The sequence below is a fragment of the Mycolicibacterium aichiense genome (genome assembly GCF_010726245.1).
Lineage (GTDB): Bacteria > Actinomycetota > Actinomycetes > Mycobacteriales > Mycobacteriaceae > Mycobacterium > Mycobacterium aichiense.
Map to the genome: position 1 here is coordinate 5,446,904 of NZ_AP022561.1, position 18,576 is coordinate 5,465,479.

Consider the following 18,576-nt stretch of genomic DNA (forward strand, 5'->3'; position numbering starts at 1 on the left):
TGTGCACGCGCAGGTCCACACCGCCAGGCTGATCCACACCAGCGACCTGGACGCCGAGACCCGCCAGAGCGCCCGGCAGATGCTCACCGATGCGTTCGGCGGCCCGGCCGAGTTCACCGACTCGGACTGGGAACATGCACTCGGCGGTATGCACGCGATCATCGCCCACCGCGGCGCGCTGATCGCGCACGCGGCCGTCGTTCAACGCCGACTCCTCTACCGCGGGACGGCATTGCGCTGTGGCTATGTCGAGGCCGTGGCCGTGCGTGACGACTGGCGGGGGCAGGGATTGGCCCATGCCGTGCTCGACGCGGTCGAGCAGGTGATCCGTGGCGCCTACCAAATCGGTGCCCTCAGTTCGACCCCGCTCGGCGAGACGATCTACCGGCCCCGCGGGTGGGTGCACTGGCAGGGGCCGACGTCGGTGTTGGCTCCGGGCGGTCCGACCCGCACGCCGGATGACGACGGTTCGATCTTCGTCCTGCCGGTCGACGTCGAGGTCGACGCCACGGCGGCGCTGGCATGCGACTGGCGCCCCGGCGACGTCTGGTAGACGCTCGATAGATAGGCGACGGCATACAACTGACCCTTCCCGACGTCGCCAACCCTTCGTCCCGCTGACCGGCATCCCCGCTGGACAGCGTCGACGAGTCTGGGAACTCGCTGTGATCGCACGGCCGGCGGGCCCCAATTGCCGCTACATAGCCCCCGTGATATAGATACCCGGTGGCAAAACAGCTGACCGATCACGATGTCAGCGAGTGCGTTGGCGATGCCCTCGACCAGGCGATGGATCTGACCATCCGATTCCTCAGCGACCGTGCCGATCTCAGCGCCTCCGCCGCGTTCACGATGAACCGGGTGTATCGCGAGGGCCCCGTCCGGCTGACCACACTGGCCAGCAAGGAAGGCGTCAGCCAGCCGTCGATGACCCAGTTGGTCCAGCGGCTGGAACGCGCCGGTCTCGTGACCCGGCTGCCCGACCCCGACGACGGGCGGGCATGCCTGATCGGAATCACCGCCGAGGGCCAGGCGTTGCTCGATGATCGCAAGCGTTTGCGCCGGGAACGTCTGGCGGCATTGATGGCGACACTCACGCCCGAAGAGCAGTCGGCACTGTGGCTCTCGGCGCGGGTGGCACTGCCGTTGATCGGCCGGCTGGTCGCCAACGCCGACTGCGGGACAGACGGCGCTCCAGCGCATGCAGAAGAAGGGCCGGCCGCGCCGCGGTCGGGCAGGTGACGGAAGGTGTTCGGGTGAAAGCTATTCCGGTCGGCCGCGTGTTCAAGCGCATCTGGATACCGTTGGTTCTCATAGTCGTGCTGTCCGTATCGGGCCTGGTCGTCTCTCGACTGCACAAGATGTTCGCGTCTGAGGACCTGAATGCCGGAGCCGGCTCGGGCATCGAGATCGTCCAGTTCAACCCCAAGGTCATGGTCTACGACGTCTACGGAGCGCCCGGAACCAACGCCCAGATCAGCTATTTCGACCCGGAAGCCAAGGTGCACACCGTCACCGTCCCGCTGCCCTGGTCCATCACCCTGTCGACAACATTGCCCGCAGTCAGCGCGAGTCTCATGGCGCGGACTGACGGCGACCAGATTGGATGCCGCGTCACTGTGAACGGAACCGTTCGTGAGGAGCAATCCGCCGATGGCGTCAACGCGCAGACCTACTGCTTGGTGAAGTCGGCATGACCCACACCGTCACCGCGCCCGAACCCGCGAACAAGCCCAAGCGGCCGGTCGTCCCACACCTGCTCCGCATCCTCGCACTGCCGATCATCTTGTTCTGGATCGCGATGGCCGTGCTGGTCAACGTCGTCGCACCCCAGCTCGAAGTCGTCGGCGAGATGCACTCGGCGCCAATGGCACCCGAAGACGCCCCGTCGATGAAGGCGATGAAGTTGATGGGGGCCAACTTCAAGGAGTTCAACTCCAACAGCACGATCATGGTCGTCATCGAGGGCCAGAAGCCTCTCGGTCCGGACGCCCACCAGTACTACGACGAGATCATCCGCAAGCTGGAACAAGACCCCGAACACATCCAGCACATCCAGGACTTCTGGAGTGACACGCTCACGGCTGCCGGCGCCCAAAGTGCCGACGGCAAAGCGTCGTACGTGATGATCAACCTCGCCGGTGAGCAGGGCCAGACCCTGGCCAACGAAGGCGTGGACGAGGTTCGCAAGGTCATCAAGGAGACCCCGGCACCGCCCGGCGTCCAGGCCTACGTCGCCGGGCCGGCCGCGCTCACCGACGACCTGCACGTCATCGGTAACGCCAGCCTCGCGATGATCACCCTGATCACCCTTGCCGCGATCGCGGGCATGCTGCTGATCGTCTACCGATCGATCCGGACCACCCTGATCCAGCTGTTCCTGACCTTCCTCGGGCTGCTGACCGCCCGTGGGGTGGTCTCATTTTTGGCTCTGCACGGCGCATTCGGGCTGACCACCTTCGCAGGCAACATCCTCACGATGCTGGCGATCGCGGCCGCCACCGACTACGGCATCTTCATCTTCGGCCGATATCGCGAAGACCGCGCCCTCGGACTGGACCGCGACGACTCCTATTACGCCACCTTCAAGTCCGTCGCGCCCGTCATCGTGGGCTCCGGGTTGACGATCGCGGGTGCGACATACTGCCTGTCGTTCGCGCGCCTGCCCTACTTCACCACCATGGGCGCGCCCGTCGCGATCGGCATGCTCGTGATCGTGGCGATCGCGGTCACCCTCGGTCCGGCCGTGCTCTACCTGGGCAGCCGCGTCGGGCTGTACGAGTCGAAGCGGCCCGCCCACAGCAGGTTCTGGCGGCGCGTCGGCACCGCGGTGGTCCGTTGGCCCGCACCGATTTTCGTGGCGAGCCTGTTCGTGGTGCTGATCGGCATCGTGGCGATCCCGGGATACAAACCGGCCTACAACGACCAGCACTACCTCCCCGCGGACGCCCCGGCCAATCAGGGCTTCGCCGCGGCCAATCGCCACTTCACCGAAGCCCGGATGAATCCGGACATCCTGATGGTCGAAGCCGACCATGACATGCGCAATTCCGCGGACATGCTGGTGCTGAACAAGATCGCCAGCAATGTCATGCACACCGAGGGCATCGCGATGGTGCAGAGCATCACCCGGCCGCTGGGCATCCCGATCCAGCACAGCTCGATTCCGTTCCAGACCAGCGTCCAGGGCCAGACGAGCAACATGAACCTGCCGTTCCAGCGCGATCAGCTGGACAACCAGCTGAAAACGGTTGACTCCATGAACGTCTCGATCGACATCCTGGAGAAGCAGTATCAGCTGTCCCTGAAGCAGACGCAGCTCACTCAGGACTCGGCGGCCCGGTCCCAGGACCTGCTGGAGACCACCAAGCAATTGCGGGACAACATCGCGAACTTCGACGACCAGTTCCGGCCGATGCGCAATTACTTCTACTGGGAGCCGCACTGCTACGACATCCCGTTGTGTGCCGCGGCCCGGTCGCTGTTCGACTCCCTCGACGGAATCGACGAGGTGACCGACAAAACTCAAGGCGTGCAAGGCAATACCGATCAGCTGGCCGCGATCGCGCCCCAGCTGACCGCGTTGCTTCCGCAGACGATCGCGTCGATGAAGGTCAGCCGGGATCTCGCACTGGCGTCGTACAACTCGCAGAAGGCCCTGCTGGACCAGATGCAGGCGTCCAACGACACCGCACTGGCGATGGGCGAGAGTTTCGACCAGGCCAAGAACGACGACCTGTTCTTCCTGCCGCCGGAGGCCTTCCAGAATCCCGACTTCGAGCGCGGCCTGAAGATGTTCTTCTCGCCGGATGGCAAGTCGACCCGCATGTTCATCACCCACGAGGGCGACCCCGCGACGGTGGACGGCATCGCCCGCGTCAACAACGAGCGCAAGGCCGCCCAAGAGGCGCTGAAGATGTCGTCGCTGTCGAACGCCAAGATTCATCTCGGTGGCGTGGCGGCGACCTACAAGGACATGTCCGACGGCGCGCGATACGACCTGCTGATCGCGGTGGTGTCGTCGCTGACGCTGATTTTCATGATCATGCTGATCCTGACCCGCAGTGTGGTCGCCGCACTGGTGATCGTCGGGACGGCGGGCAGCTCGATCGCCGCGTCGTTCGGTATCTCCGTGCTGCTCTGGCAGGACCTGTTCGGGATCCAGGTGCAGTGGCTGGTCATGCTGATGTCCGTCATCATCCTGTTGGCGGTGGGGTCGGACTACAACCTGCTGCTGGTATCCCGGTTCAAGGATGAGATCCATGCCGGGTTGAAGACCGGCATCATCCGGTCGATGGCCGGTACCGGCAGCGTGGTGACGTCGGCTGGTCTGGTGTTCGCCGCGACCATGGCCGGCATGATGTTCAGCAAGCTGGTGGTGCTGGCCCAGATGGGTTCGACGATCGCGATCGGCCTGCTGATCGACACCTTCATCGTGCGATCACTGCTGATGCCGTCGATCGCGACGATGCTGGGCCGGTGGTTCTGGTGGCCGCAGGTGGTCTACCCCCGAGGGGACTACCACTTCCTGCCCCCGCAGCCGCGCACGCGACCGAGCGACGACGCGGACACCGCGGCGATGCCGGCTAAGGCCTAGAGACCTCGCCGAGCGTGGGGGTTGCTGTCGAATTCTCGCGGCGAATTCTCGACGACAACCCCCATTCTCGACGGAACTGCTAGCGCCAGCGGTCCAGGATCTCGTTCGCCCGCACGCTCAGCGCCCGCTGCCAGAACGGCCCGAAGCTGATCCGCCCCACCCCCAGCGGTCCGAACGACGCCGGGTCGTCGGACTCCGGCAGCGCGATCGCATTGATCGGCAGCGGTAGCTCAGTAGCCAAGCGGCGCAACGTCTCCGGTTCGTGACGGCCCACCGGGTAGAGCACGTCGGCTCCGGCGGCCGCCGCTTCGGTCAGCCGGGCGATCGCCCGGTCCACCCGGTCGGCGTCGTCGCCGTCGTTGCGCAGGAACAGGTCGGTGCGGGCGTTGACCACCACGTGCACCCCGGCACTGTCGGCGGCGGCCCGCAGCGCGCCCACCAATTCGGCGTGCTCGGCCGACGACCGCAGCCGCTTGCCCTCGCTGTGCACGGTGTCCTCGATGTTCAGGCCCACCGCACCGGCGCTCAGCAGACCGTCGATGAGACGCTCGGCAGGTTGCGCGTAGCCGGATTCGATGTCCACCGAGACCGGCACGTCCACCGCCGAGGTGATCTGGGTGACGCGGGCGACGACGTCGTCGAAGCTCATGCCCTCGCCGTCCGGCTTGCCGACGGAGTCGGCCATCGGATGGCTGCCGACGGTCAGCGCCGCGAATCCGGCCGCCACCGCCAGATTTGCCGACCACGCATCCCACACCGTCGGCAACACCACCGGGTTGCCCGGTTGGTGCAAGGCCAGCAGTGCGTCGGCGCGCGTGGCAAGACTGCTCGTATCGGACACCAGGTCCCCTATCTGTCGGCTCGATCCTGGGCTGTGCAACACGACTGCCGCAACGCCATTCCCGACGTGACCTGTCTCACGTTGAGTTCCGAATGTGGCTAGCATCGGGTGTCGTACTGTGATCCATAACACCTTCGCACCCAGGGAGGTCCCCTTGTCCACCACCACAGAATTGGCCGAACTTCACCATCTGATCGGTGGATTGCGGCGCTGCGTGAGCTCGTTGAAGAGCCGTTACGCCGACAGTCCGGCAATGCGCCGAATCGTCAACGATGCCGAGCGCATCCTCAATGACGTGGAACTTCTCGATATCGACGCCAATGAGCTTGCCCTAACCCAGCAAACGGCCGTGACGTCGACCGAGAAGATCGGGATCCCCGACACCCCATACGACTCCGCGTTCTGGCGCGACGTCGACGACGAGGGCGTGGGCGGCCACAACCGCCGCTGACCCGAATTTAACCGGGTGCCGTGATCTGGGTACCCTCCGATGAGTTCATGCGAAGGGGATCACAGTAGATGAGCGCACCTGCGGCCAACCGCCCGAAAACCGGCGTCTTCTCACCCGGCCGTGCCCAGATACCGCAACGCACGCTGCGGACCGACAATTGGCTGAAAGCGCCGATCTGGACGGACCTCGGCTTCGCGGCTTTCGTCATCTACGCGACCGTGCGCGCGTTCCAGCGGGACCACTTCTTCGTCCCGCAGTACCACTACCTGACGCCGTTCTACTCGCCGTGCCTGAGCAAGGCATGCGGTGAGGCGAGCGACTTCTGGCCGCAGATCCTGCCTGCGACCGGGCCGCTGTCGTTGCTGCCGTACGCCTTCCTGTCGCTGCCATTCCTGCTGCTCTTCCGGTTGACCTGCTACTACTACCGCGGCGCCTACTACCGCTCGGTGTGGCAGTCCCCGACGGCCTGCGCCGTGGCCGAGCCGCATGCGAAATACACTGGCGAGACCCGCTTTCCGCTGATCATCCAGAACACCCACCGGTACTTCTTCTACATCGCCGGCATCATCTCGCTGATCAACACCTACGACGCGATCGTGGCATTCCACTCCGAGACCGGCCCCGGTGGCTTCGGGTTCGGCCTGGGCAACATCATTCTGGTCGGCAACGTGGTGATGCTGTGGGTCTACACGATCTCCTGCCACTCCTGCCGGCACGTCACCGGTGGGCGGCTCAAGCACTTCTCCAAGCACCCGATCCGGTACTGGATCTGGACCCAGGTCAGCAAGCTGAACACCCGGCACAAGCTGTACGCCTGGATCACGCTCGGCACCCTGATGTTCACCGATTTCTACGTCATGCTGGTGGCCAGCGGCACCATCTCTGACCTGAGATTTGTTGGCTGAGAAGAACTTTCAAAATCCATAGCTTGAGCGAGGTCAAATGACGGTGGAAGTCGAACGGCATTCCTACGACGTGGTCGTGATCGGTGCCGGCGGCGCAGGCCTACGAGCGGTCATCGAGGCCCGGGAACGCGGTCTGAAGGTTGCCGTGGTGACGAAGTCACTGTTCGGCAAGGCGCACACCGTCATGGCCGAGGGTGGCTGTGCGGCTGCGATGCGCAACGTCAACACCAAGGACAACTGGCAGGTGCACTTCGGTGACACCATGCGCGGCGGCAAATTCCTCAACAACTGGCGGATGGCCGAGCTGCACGCGCAGGAAGCCCCGGACCGGGTCTGGGAGCTGGAGACCTACGGCGCGCTGTTCGACCGCACCAAAGACGGCAAGATCAGCCAGCGCAACTTCGGTGGCCACACCTACCCGCGCCTGGCGCACGTCGGTGACCGCACCGGTCTGGAGATCATCCGGACCCTGCAGCAGAAGATCGTCTCGCTGCAGCAGGAGGACAAGAAGGAACTCGGCGACTACGAGGCCCGGATCAAGGTCTTCCACGAGTGCTCGATCACCGACCTGATCAAGGATGGCGACAAGATCGCCGGCGCCTTCGGCTACTGGCGCGAGACCGGCAAGTTCATCCTGTTCGAGACGCCCGCGGTGGTGCTCGCCACCGGCGGCATCGGTAAGTCGTTCAAGGTGTCGTCGAACTCGTGGGAGTACACCGGCGACGGGCACGCGCTCGCCCTGCGCGCGGGCACCGGCCTGATCAACATGGAGTTCATCCAGTTCCACCCGACCGGCATGGTCTGGCCGCTGTCGGTGAAGGGCATCCTGGTCACCGAGGGTGTCCGCGGTGACGGCGGTGTTCTGAAGAACTCCGAAGGCAAGCGCTTCATGTTCGACTACATCCCCGACGTGTTCAAGGGGCAGTACGCCGAATCCGAGGAAGAAGCCGATCAGTGGCTCAAGGACAACGACTCGGCACGCCGCACCCCTGACCTGCTGCCTCGCGACGAGGTCGCCCGTGCCATCAACGACGAGGTCAAGGCCGGCCGCGGCACCCCGCACGGCGGCGTCTACCTCGACATCGCCTCCCGCATGCCCGCCGAAGAGATCAAGCGCCGGCTGCCGTCGATGTACCACCAGTTCATCGAGCTGGCCGAGGTCGACATCACCAAGGACATGATGGAAGTCGGTCCGACCTGTCACTACGTGATGGGCGGCATCGAGGTCGATCCCGACACCGGCGCCGGCGTGACGCCGGGCCTGTTCGCCGCGGGCGAGTGCTCGGGCGGTATGCACGGCTCCAACCGCCTGGGCGGCAACTCGCTGTCGGACCTTCTGGTGTTCGGCCGGCGCGCCGGGCTCGGTGCATCCGACTACGTACGGGCGCTCTCGGAGCGTCCCACGGTGTCGGACACGGCGGTCGACGCAGCCGCCAAGCTGGCGCTGGCGCCGTTCGAGCCGAAGGACAACCCCGAGAACCCCTACACCCTGCATGCCGAGCTTCAGCAGTCGATGAACGACCTGGCCGGAATCATCCGCAAGGAGGGTGAACTCCAAGAGGCGCTGGGCAAGATCGACGAGCTCAAGGCCCGCTACGCGAACGTCGTCGTCGAGGGCGGCCGCCTCTTCAACCCCGGCTGGCACCTGGCGATCGACATGCGCAACATGCTGCTGGTCAGCGAGTGCGTGGCCAAGGCCGCGCTGGCGCGCACGGAAAGCCGTGGCGGGCACACCCGCGACGACTTCCCGAAGATGGATTCGCACTGGCGCAACAAGCTGCTGGTGTGCCGAGTCGCGCCGGGTGAAGCGGACGCGGTCGTGCCCGACGTGACGGTGACCCCTGAGCAGCAGCCCGTGATGCGGCCCGATCTGCTGGCGACCTTCGAGTTGACCGAGCTCGAGAAGTACTACACCGAAGATCAACTGGCCGAGCACCCTGACCGGAAGGGCTGAGAATGGCTGCTTACGACGCAAAACTGCGGGTTTGGCGCGGCGACGAGGACGGCGGCGACCTGCAGGACTACACCGTCGAGGTCAACGACGGCGAAGTGGTGCTCGACATCGTGCACCGCCTGCAGGCCACCCAGGCCGGCGATCTCGCCGTGCGGTGGAACTGCAAGGCCGGCAAGTGCGGTTCGTGTTCGGCCGAGATCAACGGCCGGCCCCGCCTCATGTGCATGACCCGGATGTCGACGTTCGGTGAGGACGAGGTCGTCACGATCACGCCGCTGCGGACGTTCCCGGTGATGCGCGACCTGGTCACCGATGTGTCCTTCAACTACGAGAAGGCGCGGGAGATCCCGTCGTTCACTCCCCCGAAGGACCTGCAGCCCGGCGAGTACCGGATGCAGCAGGAGGACGTTAACCGCAGCCAGGAATTCCGCAAGTGCATCGAGTGCTTCCTGTGCCAGAACGTGTGCCACGTGAACCGTGACCACGAGGAGAACAAGAAGTCCTTTGCCGGCCCGCGCTACCTGATGCGCCAGGCCGAGCTGTCGATGCATCCGCTGGACACCATCGACCGCCGCGACATGGCTCAGGACGAGAACGGCCTCGGCTTCTGCAACATCACCAAGTGCTGCACCGAGGTGTGCCCCGAGCACATCAAGATCACCGACAACGCGCTGATCCCGATGAAGGAGCGCGTGGCCGACAAGAAGTACGACCCGGTGGTCTGGCTGGGCAATAAGTTGTTCCGGCGAACGAAGTGAGCGGAACCATCAGGTCGAGTCGCCGCGACAAGTAGAGACTCTGGACTGAGGGCCGCAGGAATCTTCGGATTTCTGCGGCCCTTGGCATTTCACCCGACGTGAGTAGCCTCGAACAGATGGGGACTGTGCACAGCATCAACGACATCCGCACCGCGATCCGCGAGCTGTCCGCCCGCGCCGAGCTGGCCCGCAAGCAGGGCAGGACCGCGGATGCGGATGAACTCGAACACCGCGTCGCCGGCTACCGCGACGAACTCGCCGACAAGCGCTGACGTCGAAAGTGCGGTCAGGCTGGGTTAGATGCCCAGTCTGCGGAATGTGCTGCGGTGGAACACAATCGGCGGCACATCATGGACAGTGATGTCCTGGACTCGCAGCACCACGATGGTGTGGTCGCCGGCCGGCACCAACTGATCGATCGAGCTCTGCATCCACACGCTGGTGCCGTGCACGAACACCGCACCGCTCTCATGGGAGTGCGTCTCCAGCCCGGCGAAGCGGTCGCCGGTCTTGGCCGCCAGGGTGCGAGCCGCGGCGTCGTGCGATTCGCCGAGCAGGCTGATACCCAAGGACGGCAGATCCTTCAGCTTGGGCCAGGTCTCCGAATTGTTCTGCACACAGAACGAGACCAACGGCGGGTCCAGCGACACCGGCACGAAGGTGCTGGCGGCGAGGCCCACCCGGACGCCGTCGACTTCCGCGGCGATCGCGATGACACCGGAGGGAAAATGGCCGAACGCCTCACGCAGCGAGGCGGGGCTCAGCTCTGTGTTGCTCATAACGCCGCCATCTTCCCATGCAGCGGTCGGCGCGGCCAGAATAAATCCCGGCCAGAGGTGAATTGAGACTCCTAGGGGCAGGCGCAGCTCAAATATTCGTTGAGTAGCCTTGGGCAGTGCCGAACGTCTCCATCCTGTCTGTGCTGCGCGAGCGCGCCAGTACGACGCCAGACGACGTCGCGTTCACATTCACCGACTACGACCGGGATTGGGACGGCGTCGCCGAAAGTCTGACCTGGTCTCAGCTTTACCGCCGCACCCTCAACGTCGCGCGGGAGATCAGCCAGCAGGGCGCCCCGGGCGACCGTGCGCTGATCATCGCGCCGCAGGGCCTGGCTTACATCGTCGCGTTCCTTGGCGCCATGCAAGCCGGCTTCATCGCCGTGCCCCTCTCGGTGCCCGTACCCGGGTCGCATGACGAGCGGGTCAGCGCGGTGGTGACGGACACGTCGCCGACAGTCGTGCTGACCACCTCCGCGGTGTTCGAGGTGGCCGCGCAGTACGTCGACGACGGCGCCGCCGTGATCGCCACGATCGCCGTGGACACCCTCGATCTCGACGCGCCGCCCGGGGACGCCGGTGCCGAGGTGCCCGACGGCCCCGACATCGCCTATCTGCAATACACGTCGGGATCGACCCGGCTGCCCGCAGGCGTGATGATCTCGCACCGCAATATGTGCGCCAATTTCGACCAGTTGATGGCCGACTACGTGCCGCACTTCGGCGGCGAATTCCCACCGGGGACCAGCCTGGTCTCGTGGCTGCCGTTCTACCACGACATGGGACTGATGCTCGGAATCGGTGCTCCGATCTTCAGCGGGCACCCGGCCGACCTGATGAGCCCGATCGCGTTCCTGTCCCGGCCGGCGCGGTGGCTGCAACTGCTGGCCCGCCATCCGCATGCCTGGTCGGGCGCACCGAACTTCGCCTTCGACCTCACCGCGCGGCGCAGCACCGACGACGAATTGGACGGCCTCGATCTCAGCGGCGTCATCGGCATCATCAACGGAGCCGAACGCATCCACCCGGAGACCGTGGTCAGATTCAACGCACGCCTGGCCCCCATCGGCCTTCGCCCCGAGGTGATGGCGCCCTCGTACGGCCTGGCCGAGGCCACCGTCTACGTCGCCAGCAGCACCGCCAATGAGGTGCCCGAGGTGGTCGAGTTCGACGCCGACGAACTGACCCTGGGCAACGCCATTCGCAAACCCGGTGGCACCCAGCTGCTGCGGTACCAACTGCCGGTGTCGCCGCTTGTGCGCATCGTCGACGCCGATACCTGCCAGACATGCCCCGACGGCACCGTCGGCGAGATCTGGACGCACGGCGAGAACGTCTCGGCCGGATACTGGCGCAAACCCGAGCAGACCGGTTCCGCGTTCGGCGCGACGCTGGCCGATCCGGCGGGCGACGTCCCGACGAGCGGTTGGCTGCGCACGGGCGATCAGGGCTTCGTCTCCGAAGGTGACCTGTTCATCGTGGGACGTATCAAGGACATGCTGATCGTGCGTGGCCGCAACCACTACTCCGACGACATCGAGGCAACGGTGCAGAAGATCACCGGCGGCCGCGTCGCGGCGATCGCGGTGTCCGATGAGGAGACCGAAAAGCTGGTCACCGTCGTCGAACTGAAGATCCGCGACGATACCGACCTCGACTCGGTGAAAAGCGATGTGGTCGCGGCTATTTCGCGGGCCCACGGTCTGCAGGTGGCTGACATCGTCCTGGTGGAGCCCGGGGCGATACCGACCACCACCAGCGGCAAAATCCGCCGGGCCGCGTGCGTCGACCACTATCGGCAAGGACAGTTCGTGCGGTTGGATGCGTAGCTGATCATCCGATGTGGTTCACCCTGCTGGTGATGGCTGTGGCCGTCAGTCTGGAACCGTTTCGGATCGGCATGTCGGTGGTGATGCTCAACCGTCCCCGACCGCATCTGCAGCTGGCCGCGTTCCTGTGCGGTGGCTTCGTGATGGGTTTGTCGGTCGGCGCGGTGGTGCTGTTCGCGCTGGAATCGCACATCCCGGCCTCGGCGCATTTCACCCTGCCGAGGGTGCAGATCGTGATCGGCGCGCTGGCTCTGGCGGCCGCGGCCATTCTGGCGGTCACCAAAGGCCGCCGCGATCGGACGGTGCCACGATGGCTGAGCCGTCTGCTCGACGGTCCGTCCTTGTGGGTCGCCGGAGTGGCCGGGCTGGGGATCGCGCTGCCATCGGTGGACTACCTGGCCGCGCTGGCGGTGATCGGCGCCGGCACCGCCGATCCCGCGGTGCGGCTCGGTGCGTTGCTCACGTTCACCGTGATTGCCTTCGCGCTCGTGGAGATTCCGCTGCTGGCCTATCTGGCGGCCCCGCAGCGCACGCATGCGGCGATGACCCGACTGCACGGTTGGGTCCGGGCACGGCGCCGCCGCGAGGTGGCGGTGCTGCTGGCCGTGGTCGGTGTCGTGCTACTCGCGGCAGGTCTGCTCGGCGTCTGAGCGGGTCGCCCGGGTAGCTCAGTGTGCGCTGGGACCGTGGTTCAACACGTACTGCAGCCCCGCCGTCAGCTGGGACAGCGGATCGGTGCCGCCGCCGAAGGCGGCCTGGGTGGCCGGCGCCGTGACGGCGGCCGGGTCGTAGCCGTTGACCGGGTCGACCTCGATGGGCGCGGTCAGCGGATCGTCGTTGCGCGAATATCCGGCATCCACTGAGGGTTTGAGCACCGCGTCCAGCTTGTTGAGGGTCGCCTCGTCAACGCCGAGGTACTTGAACGGCAATACCAGCGGCAGGTGCTGTTCCGGGATCAGGTACGTCGTCGTCTTCGCGCCCCTGGAGTTGACCGTGGTCCTGATGTTCTGCGGGGGGACCATGCTCGGGTTGGTGAACGCGACAGCGGTGTGACCCGTCGCCAGGCCCACGACCGCGTTCGCCAACGCCATCCAGTTGTCCTGGCGGTCCGGCCAGTCGGCGATGCTGTCGTAGGCGGAGACGAACCGGTAGGAGTCGTACTGGCTGTCCACCTGCGGCGGAATCCGGTAGTCCAGCGCCGGAACGACACTGCCGACCGGGAAGTTCTGGGCCAGGAAGCCGGCGCCGAACGCGTGCGGGGAGATCGGATCGCCGTAGGTCGCGAACGACAACTGATCCGGTGGTGGCGCATTCGGATCGGTGGCCAACCGGTTCTGCACGGCGTTGAGCACCATCGCGCCCTCCGACAGACCGATCGCGGTGCCCGGTCCGCCCGCCTGAACCGCCCGGATGACGTTGCCCTCACCCTCGTCGACCGACTCGCCGATGCTCGGACCGTCGATACCCAGGCCCGGGAAATTGTCGTCGAGCTTGCCGATACCGGGGAACAAGCGCTCCAGGGTGTGGCCCTGAACCTGGCCGGCGGGGTAGTCGACGATCTGGCGATCCAAGCCCGGGAACCACTGGGCACCGGTACGGCGGATGTACTCGTCGTACGGGATGCCGAGCACATGCGCGCCGCCGAGGGCATATCCGCGGCCTGGCGTGCCGATCGGTGGACCGTCGCCGTTCGGATGGTCGGGGGTCGGCTGGTCTGCGGCCGCGATTCCGGCCGTGGCGCACACCGTGATCAGCGTGGTCGCCGCAGCGAGTAGCTTCTTCATGCCTTGACGCTCCCCTGCGAGCTCGATCGTGACGGCCACCAGTTCGCTTTTCCGACCAGCGTAGCCATGGCGGGTACGGTCACGGTCCGGACCAAGAATGTGTCCAGCAGGATTCCGGCGCCGATGACGAACCCGCCCTGCACCACGGTACCGATGCTGGAGAACAACAAGCCCCACATCGACGCCGCGAAGATCAATCCGGCCGCGGTGATCACGCCACCGGTCGACGACAGCGTCCGGATCACGCCGTAGCGCGTGCTGTCGCCCGACTCGTCGCGCAACCGCGACGCGAACAGCAGGTTGTAGTCGGCGCCCACCGCGACCAGCACCACGAACGCCAGCGGCGGCACCGTCCAGTGCAGCTGTTGATGGAATAGATACTGGAAGACCAGGACGCCGATACCGAGTGCCGCGAAATACGAAAGCACCACGGAGCCAACCAGATACAGCGGCGCGATGACCGCGCGCAGCAACAACATCAGCGTCAGCAGCACCACGATCATCGTGACCGCGATGATGAAGCGGATGTCCTTCTGGTAGTAGTCGCGGGTGTCGCGCAGCGCGGCGGGATACCCGCCCATCGAGATCGTGGCATCTGCCAGATACGTATTCGGCTGAGCGCTGCGGGCGGCGTCACTGATGGCGTTGACCTGATCCATCGCCGCGGCGCTGAACGGATCGAGCTTGGTCAGCACCAGGTACCGCACCGAATGCCCGTCCGGTGAGATGAACATCTTCGACGCCATCTTGAAATCAGGCAGCTCGAGAACCTCTGGCGGAATGTTGAACCCCGCCATCGCCGGTGACGCGGCGTTCTGCTTCATCGACAGCAGGAACGCGGCGGCCTGATCGAGTCCGGTGCGCATGAGCTTGATCTGGTCGACGACCTGGTCCACGCCATTGGCCACCTCCCGGCTTCCACTGGCGGCACGATCGGCACCCTGGCGCAGCTTGGCCGTGCCCGCCTGCGCGCCGCCCGGGGAATCGAAGCCCATCTGTTTCATCAGCTTGGTCAGCCGGGCGAATGCGTCGTTGAGCTGGTTGAGCGTCGCGTTGAGCGATTGCTTGTCCTGCATGGACTGCAATTGCGTTGCCAGCGAATTGATCTCGTCAAGGGTGCCGTCGTTGCGTGCGTCGACCAACGCCTGGAAGTGCCCACGGGTTTCGGCGCAGGACGGGTCCAGGTCGCAGACCGCATTGCCGTGCAGCGCGACCAGCACCGGGCCCACCCAGGCGAACATGTCCCTGGCCGCCGTGAAGCTCACGCCCATCGAATTGCCCAGCCGGTTGACGGCGTTGACGAGTTTGGTCGCCACCTCGACGTTCTTGACGAGCTTGTCGCCGCCGTACTGGCCCTTGAGGGAGCCGAACGCGTCGACCACGCTCTGCACGCTGCTGGTGATCTGACCGACCTGACCCCGCACGTCACCGAGATTGGTAGCCAGAGTGTTGGCGCCACCCGCCAGCCGGTTGAGGCTGCCCATATTGTCGGCGATCATCGCCGAGCCGGTGCCGAGCCGGTCACCGACCAGACCGGCTTGATACGTGGCACGGAACTCCTGCGGCACCTCACCCATCGGGCGGGTGATACCGCTGACCATCGCGATGTTCGGCAGTTGACTGATGCGCTCCGCCATCTGCTCGAGGTCGGCGAGTGCCTGCGGGGTGCGCAGATCGCGCGGCGAGCGGACCAGCACGTAGGACGGAATGGACTGGTTGAGGTCGAAGTGCCGCTCCAGAGCGGTGTAACCCACCGAGCTCGGCGCTCCCGGTGAGACGGCCTTGCGGTCGTCGTAGTTGTAGTGCGCCAGCCCCACACAGCTGGCCAGCAGGATCAGGATCAGCACGCTGGCCACGAGATGCGCCCGCGGCCTGCGCACGATGCGGATACCGGACCGTCGCCACCACCGTGCGGTCAGTTCGCGGCGCGGCGTGATCCAGCCGCGCGGGCCCGCGAGCGCAATGATGGCAGGCAACAACGTGATCGCGGCAAGGAATGACACCCCGACGCCAACCGCCGATGACACACCGACCGTCGAGAACACGCCCATCTTGGCAAAGCTGATGCCCAGGAACGTGATTCCGATGGTCGCCGCGGATGCGGTGATCACCTTGCCCACCGAGTTCAGAGCCTGCTGTACCGCCGCGTCGGAGTCTTCACCGCGGCGCATGTAGTCGTGGTAGCGGCTGATCAGGAAGACCGCGTAATCCGTTCCCGCACCGGCGATGATCGCGCTCAACAGGATGATCGCCTGGTTGGACACCCCCAGACCGGTGGTGTGCGACAACCCCGCGACCACCGATTGCGCTATCACCAGCGAGATTCCGATGCCGATCAGAGGCAGCAGCATGGTGATCGGATTGCGGTACACGATCAGCAGCACAAGCAGCACCAGCACACCGATCGCGATCTCGATCGGCAGGCGGTCTCGTTCGCCCGCCACGGTGAGGTCGGCGACGGTGGCGGCGGGTCCGGTCAGATGCACCTCCAGCGGGCTGCCCGCGGTGCTCTGTTTGACGATGTTGGCCACCCGGTTGTAGGCCTCATAGGACTGCGGGGTCCCCAAGGCGCCTGCGAGCCCGACCGGCACCACCCAGGACTTGTTGTCCTTACTCGTCAAAAATGAACGCAGAGCCGGTGTTCCGACAAAATCCTGCAGCATCACGACGTCGTGCTGATCGTCGCGCAGTGCCGTGACCAATTTGCGGTAGGTGGCTTCGTGAGCGGGGGTCAGACCCTTCTCATCGGTCAGCACCACCAGCAGCAGGTCGTCGCCGCCCGGTTCGGAGAACGCCTCGGTCATCTGCCGCGCCGCCACGCTGGACGGGGCATCGCCCGGCAACATCGACAACGGATGCTTCTGGGCCATCTCGGTCAGGCTCGGGAAGCTCAGCGGAAGCGCAACCGCCAGGGCAACCCAGACACCGATCACAGCCCAGGGCCACCGCACCACGAAATCGGTCAGCCGTCGCACAATTTCCTCACACTGCGCGAGACCCTCAGGCCGCGCGCCCCTTCACTGCATCGAACTTCACTGAAACCATCAAGCACGTCACCAATGCCCACTGTCGGCGATCCGTCCGCATACGGACTTCATCGCCGCGATATAGCGGGCGACCGATTTCTGGGCGGTTGGATTGTCCGGGAACATCACCGCCATCGCGGTGCCGGCCTCGTACCGGAATATATAGATCGTCAGCTGGTAGCTGAAGCGGCCGTCGGAGTAGATCCCGATGTTGTTCGAATATCCCATGTCAGCGGCCGCCAGGACGGCGTTGAGCGGTGCGGCGCCGCCGTGCAGGAAGTTCGAGACGGGGAAGTTCGGGTGCGGCTTCTCCAACCACGGAGCCAGCTCCAACACCCGGTAATAGGGCACCCGCGCCAGGCTCAGGCCCGAATCGAACGACGTCTGCGCCGCCCACGCGGCCTCGCCGAACGTAGTCGCGGCGATCGGCACCGTGATCGGCACCAAGCCGGTGAACCAGCCCTGGGTGGTGAAGTTGTCCGAGGTTCTGCGGGTGTCCCGTGGAGTGAGCCCGAAATATGTTGTCGCGCCCGTCAATTCGTGTTCCACCATGGCCGTGCAGGCATACAGACCGCCGACGAAGCGAACTCCGGCCGCAGTGCACGCCGCTTCGAAGCGCGCGGTCTGATCGGCGTCCAAGATCATCTCGCCGACCATGTCAGCGACCGTCGGTTCCAGCGCATTGCCCAACGGCAGCGGGAACTCGGGCAGCGTGCCGTTGTTGTTCTCGGCAAACTCGATCCAGGCCTGCACCTCGGGCGAATCGACGGTCAGATCCGCGGTGGCCTCGCGCTCCTGGATGCAGAAATCGTCGAAGCTGCCCGCCTCGGGCAGCGCCATCGGCTGCCCGGTCATGGTCAGCGACGTGTACATGCCATGCGCCTCGAGCATGGTGATCCCGATCAGCGCCGCGTCCCCGTGGACGTGGTCGATGCTGGCATAAAAATCGAAGTGATCGTCACTTTGTACGACGCCGAAAGAAAAGCACCCCCATTCCATGGGAGTGGGAATATCGACGATGTGTTTGCGCGCATCCTCGGCCGCCATCACACCGTTGTCGATGGGTTCGAATTCGATATCGGCGGCGTCGACGATGGTGCGCCGGACAATATCTCCAGAACCCGAATATTCGAACCAGCTGCGGTATGTGTCGTGACGGCGCAAATACGCGTTCAGCGCGTGATTCATGGCGTCGATATCGCACTGACCAGGAACTTCACACGTGGCGATGATCTGCCGCGAATAGTCGAGTCCGGCCTTGTCCTGTTCGTATACGCCGCGAATATGCTGGCCCTGCATATAGCTGACCGGCACCGAACTGACCGGCGCCTGGCGCGCTTTTTCCATTGCGGCTTCAGTCGGGTGCCAGGAAATCACCACACCGGGACTCGGCGACCAATCATCGATTGTGCCGATGGTTATCTTCCCGATGTGCAAAATTCCCCTCCCGGATCTGAGCGGCTACGGCCTCGAGACCGGCAACCTGGTGGCCAGACCAAGATAGCGCCTGTCGCTGTGGCAGTTTGCCGTCGACCCGTAAAGCCCCTGGTCACAACTAGTGACCAAAGGCCCTGAACAACCGGGTAACGCCTGGCCATGCAGCCCTGGACACCATGGTGAAACCCGCTCGTTCAGCAACGCCCGTGCAATAC

16 protein-coding genes are annotated in these 18,576 nt (G+C 65.1%); 11 read left to right on the plus strand and 5 right to left on the minus strand.

Translation table 11 applies throughout. From position 1 onward, the window contains the following. Position 1: 1 nt before the first annotated feature. The 4 genes from G6N32_RS26205 to G6N32_RS26220 all read left to right on the plus strand — a co-directional run bounded on the left by G6N32_RS26205 (position 2) and on the right by G6N32_RS26220 (position 4,597). Positions 2 to 553 carry a GNAT family N-acetyltransferase gene (locus G6N32_RS26205; RefSeq protein WP_115318230.1) on the plus strand — a complete coding sequence of 184 codons (552 nt, stop codon included), beginning with the start codon at positions 2 to 4 and terminating at the stop codon, positions 551 to 553. A 173-nt stretch (positions 554 to 726) separates the two neighbouring features. Continuing rightward, positions 727 to 1,242: a MarR family winged helix-turn-helix transcriptional regulator gene (locus G6N32_RS26210; protein WP_232077350.1), complete on the plus strand. Its 516-nt coding sequence runs from the start codon at positions 727 to 729 to the stop codon at positions 1,240 to 1,242. A 14-nt stretch (positions 1,243 to 1,256) separates the two neighbouring features. Next, positions 1,257 to 1,697, plus strand: coding sequence for an MmpS family transport accessory protein (locus G6N32_RS26215; RefSeq protein ID WP_115319009.1), 441 nt, complete (start codon positions 1,257 to 1,259; stop codon positions 1,695 to 1,697). Further along, a complete protein-coding gene (locus tag G6N32_RS26220; protein WP_115318229.1) occupies positions 1,694 to 4,597 on the plus strand; it encodes an MMPL/RND family transporter in 2,904 nt (967 codons plus the stop codon). Before G6N32_RS26215 ends, G6N32_RS26220 begins: the two co-directional genes overlap by 4 nt. Before the next feature lie 79 nt (positions 4,598 to 4,676). Here G6N32_RS26220 and G6N32_RS26225 read toward each other — a convergent pair whose 3' ends face one another. Then, entirely contained in the window at positions 4,677 to 5,438 is a 762-nt protein-coding gene (locus G6N32_RS26225) for an isocitrate lyase/PEP mutase family protein (RefSeq protein WP_115318228.1), read from the minus strand. 154 nt (positions 5,439 to 5,592) lie between these two features. On the opposite strand from G6N32_RS26225, the gene G6N32_RS26230 reads away from it, so the two are divergent. The 5 genes from G6N32_RS26230 (at position 5,593) to G6N32_RS28520 (ending at position 9,778) form a co-directional block, all read left to right on the plus strand. After that, positions 5,593 to 5,889: an Rv0250c family protein gene (locus G6N32_RS26230; RefSeq protein ID WP_083117409.1), complete on the plus strand. Its 297-nt coding sequence runs from the start codon at positions 5,593 to 5,595 to the stop codon at positions 5,887 to 5,889. 68 nt (positions 5,890 to 5,957) lie between these two features. Then, entirely contained in the window at positions 5,958 to 6,794 is an 837-nt protein-coding gene (locus G6N32_RS26235; protein WP_115318227.1) for a succinate dehydrogenase subunit SdhC, read from the plus strand. A 37-nt stretch (positions 6,795 to 6,831) separates the two neighbouring features. After that, positions 6,832 to 8,748 (plus strand): fumarate reductase/succinate dehydrogenase flavoprotein subunit, encoded by a 1,917-nt coding sequence (locus G6N32_RS26240; RefSeq protein WP_115318226.1) that lies wholly within the window; start codon positions 6,832 to 6,834, stop codon positions 8,746 to 8,748. Positions 8,749 to 8,750: 2 nt separating this feature from the next. After that, positions 8,751 to 9,506 (plus strand): succinate dehydrogenase/fumarate reductase iron-sulfur subunit, encoded by a 756-nt coding sequence (locus tag G6N32_RS26245; protein ID WP_115318225.1) that lies wholly within the window; start codon positions 8,751 to 8,753, stop codon positions 9,504 to 9,506. Between the two features lie 116 nt (positions 9,507 to 9,622). After that, a complete protein-coding gene (locus G6N32_RS28520) occupies positions 9,623 to 9,778 on the plus strand; it encodes a hypothetical protein (protein ID WP_170310608.1) in 156 nt (51 codons plus the stop codon). Between the two features lie 24 nt (positions 9,779 to 9,802). Here the strand turns inward: G6N32_RS28520 and G6N32_RS26250 are convergent, their stop codons facing one another. Further along, entirely contained in the window at positions 9,803 to 10,285 is a 483-nt protein-coding gene (locus tag G6N32_RS26250) for a flavin reductase family protein (RefSeq protein ID WP_102807778.1), read from the minus strand. A 116-nt stretch (positions 10,286 to 10,401) separates the two neighbouring features. On the opposite strand from G6N32_RS26250, the gene G6N32_RS26255 reads away from it, so the two are divergent. Further along, complete coding sequence (locus G6N32_RS26255; RefSeq protein ID WP_115318224.1) at positions 10,402 to 12,114, plus strand: AMP-binding protein; 1,713 nt, start codon at positions 10,402 to 10,404, stop codon at positions 12,112 to 12,114. 11 nt (positions 12,115 to 12,125) lie between these two features. After that, positions 12,126 to 12,764, plus strand: a complete 639-nt coding sequence (locus tag G6N32_RS26260) for a GAP family protein (protein WP_115318223.1) — start codon at positions 12,126 to 12,128, stop codon at positions 12,762 to 12,764. A gap of 18 nt (positions 12,765 to 12,782) precedes the next feature. Here G6N32_RS26260 and pe read toward each other — a convergent pair whose 3' ends face one another. The 3 genes from pe to G6N32_RS26275 all read right to left on the minus strand — a co-directional run bounded on the left by pe (position 12,783) and on the right by G6N32_RS26275 (position 18,361). Next, positions 12,783 to 13,898 carry an acyltransferase PE gene (gene pe, locus G6N32_RS26265; protein WP_115319008.1) on the minus strand — a complete coding sequence of 372 codons (1,116 nt, stop codon included), beginning with the start codon at positions 13,896 to 13,898 and terminating at the stop codon, positions 12,783 to 12,785. Then, positions 13,895 to 16,873 (minus strand): MMPL/RND family transporter, encoded by a 2,979-nt coding sequence (locus G6N32_RS26270; protein ID WP_163789470.1) that lies wholly within the window; start codon positions 16,871 to 16,873, stop codon positions 13,895 to 13,897. Before G6N32_RS26270 ends, pe begins: the two co-directional genes overlap by 4 nt. A gap of 78 nt (positions 16,874 to 16,951) precedes the next feature. Next, positions 16,952 to 18,361: a condensation domain-containing protein gene (locus G6N32_RS26275; RefSeq protein WP_115318221.1), complete on the minus strand. Its 1,410-nt coding sequence runs from the start codon at positions 18,359 to 18,361 to the stop codon at positions 16,952 to 16,954. Between the last annotated feature and the right edge of the window lie 215 nt (positions 18,362 to 18,576).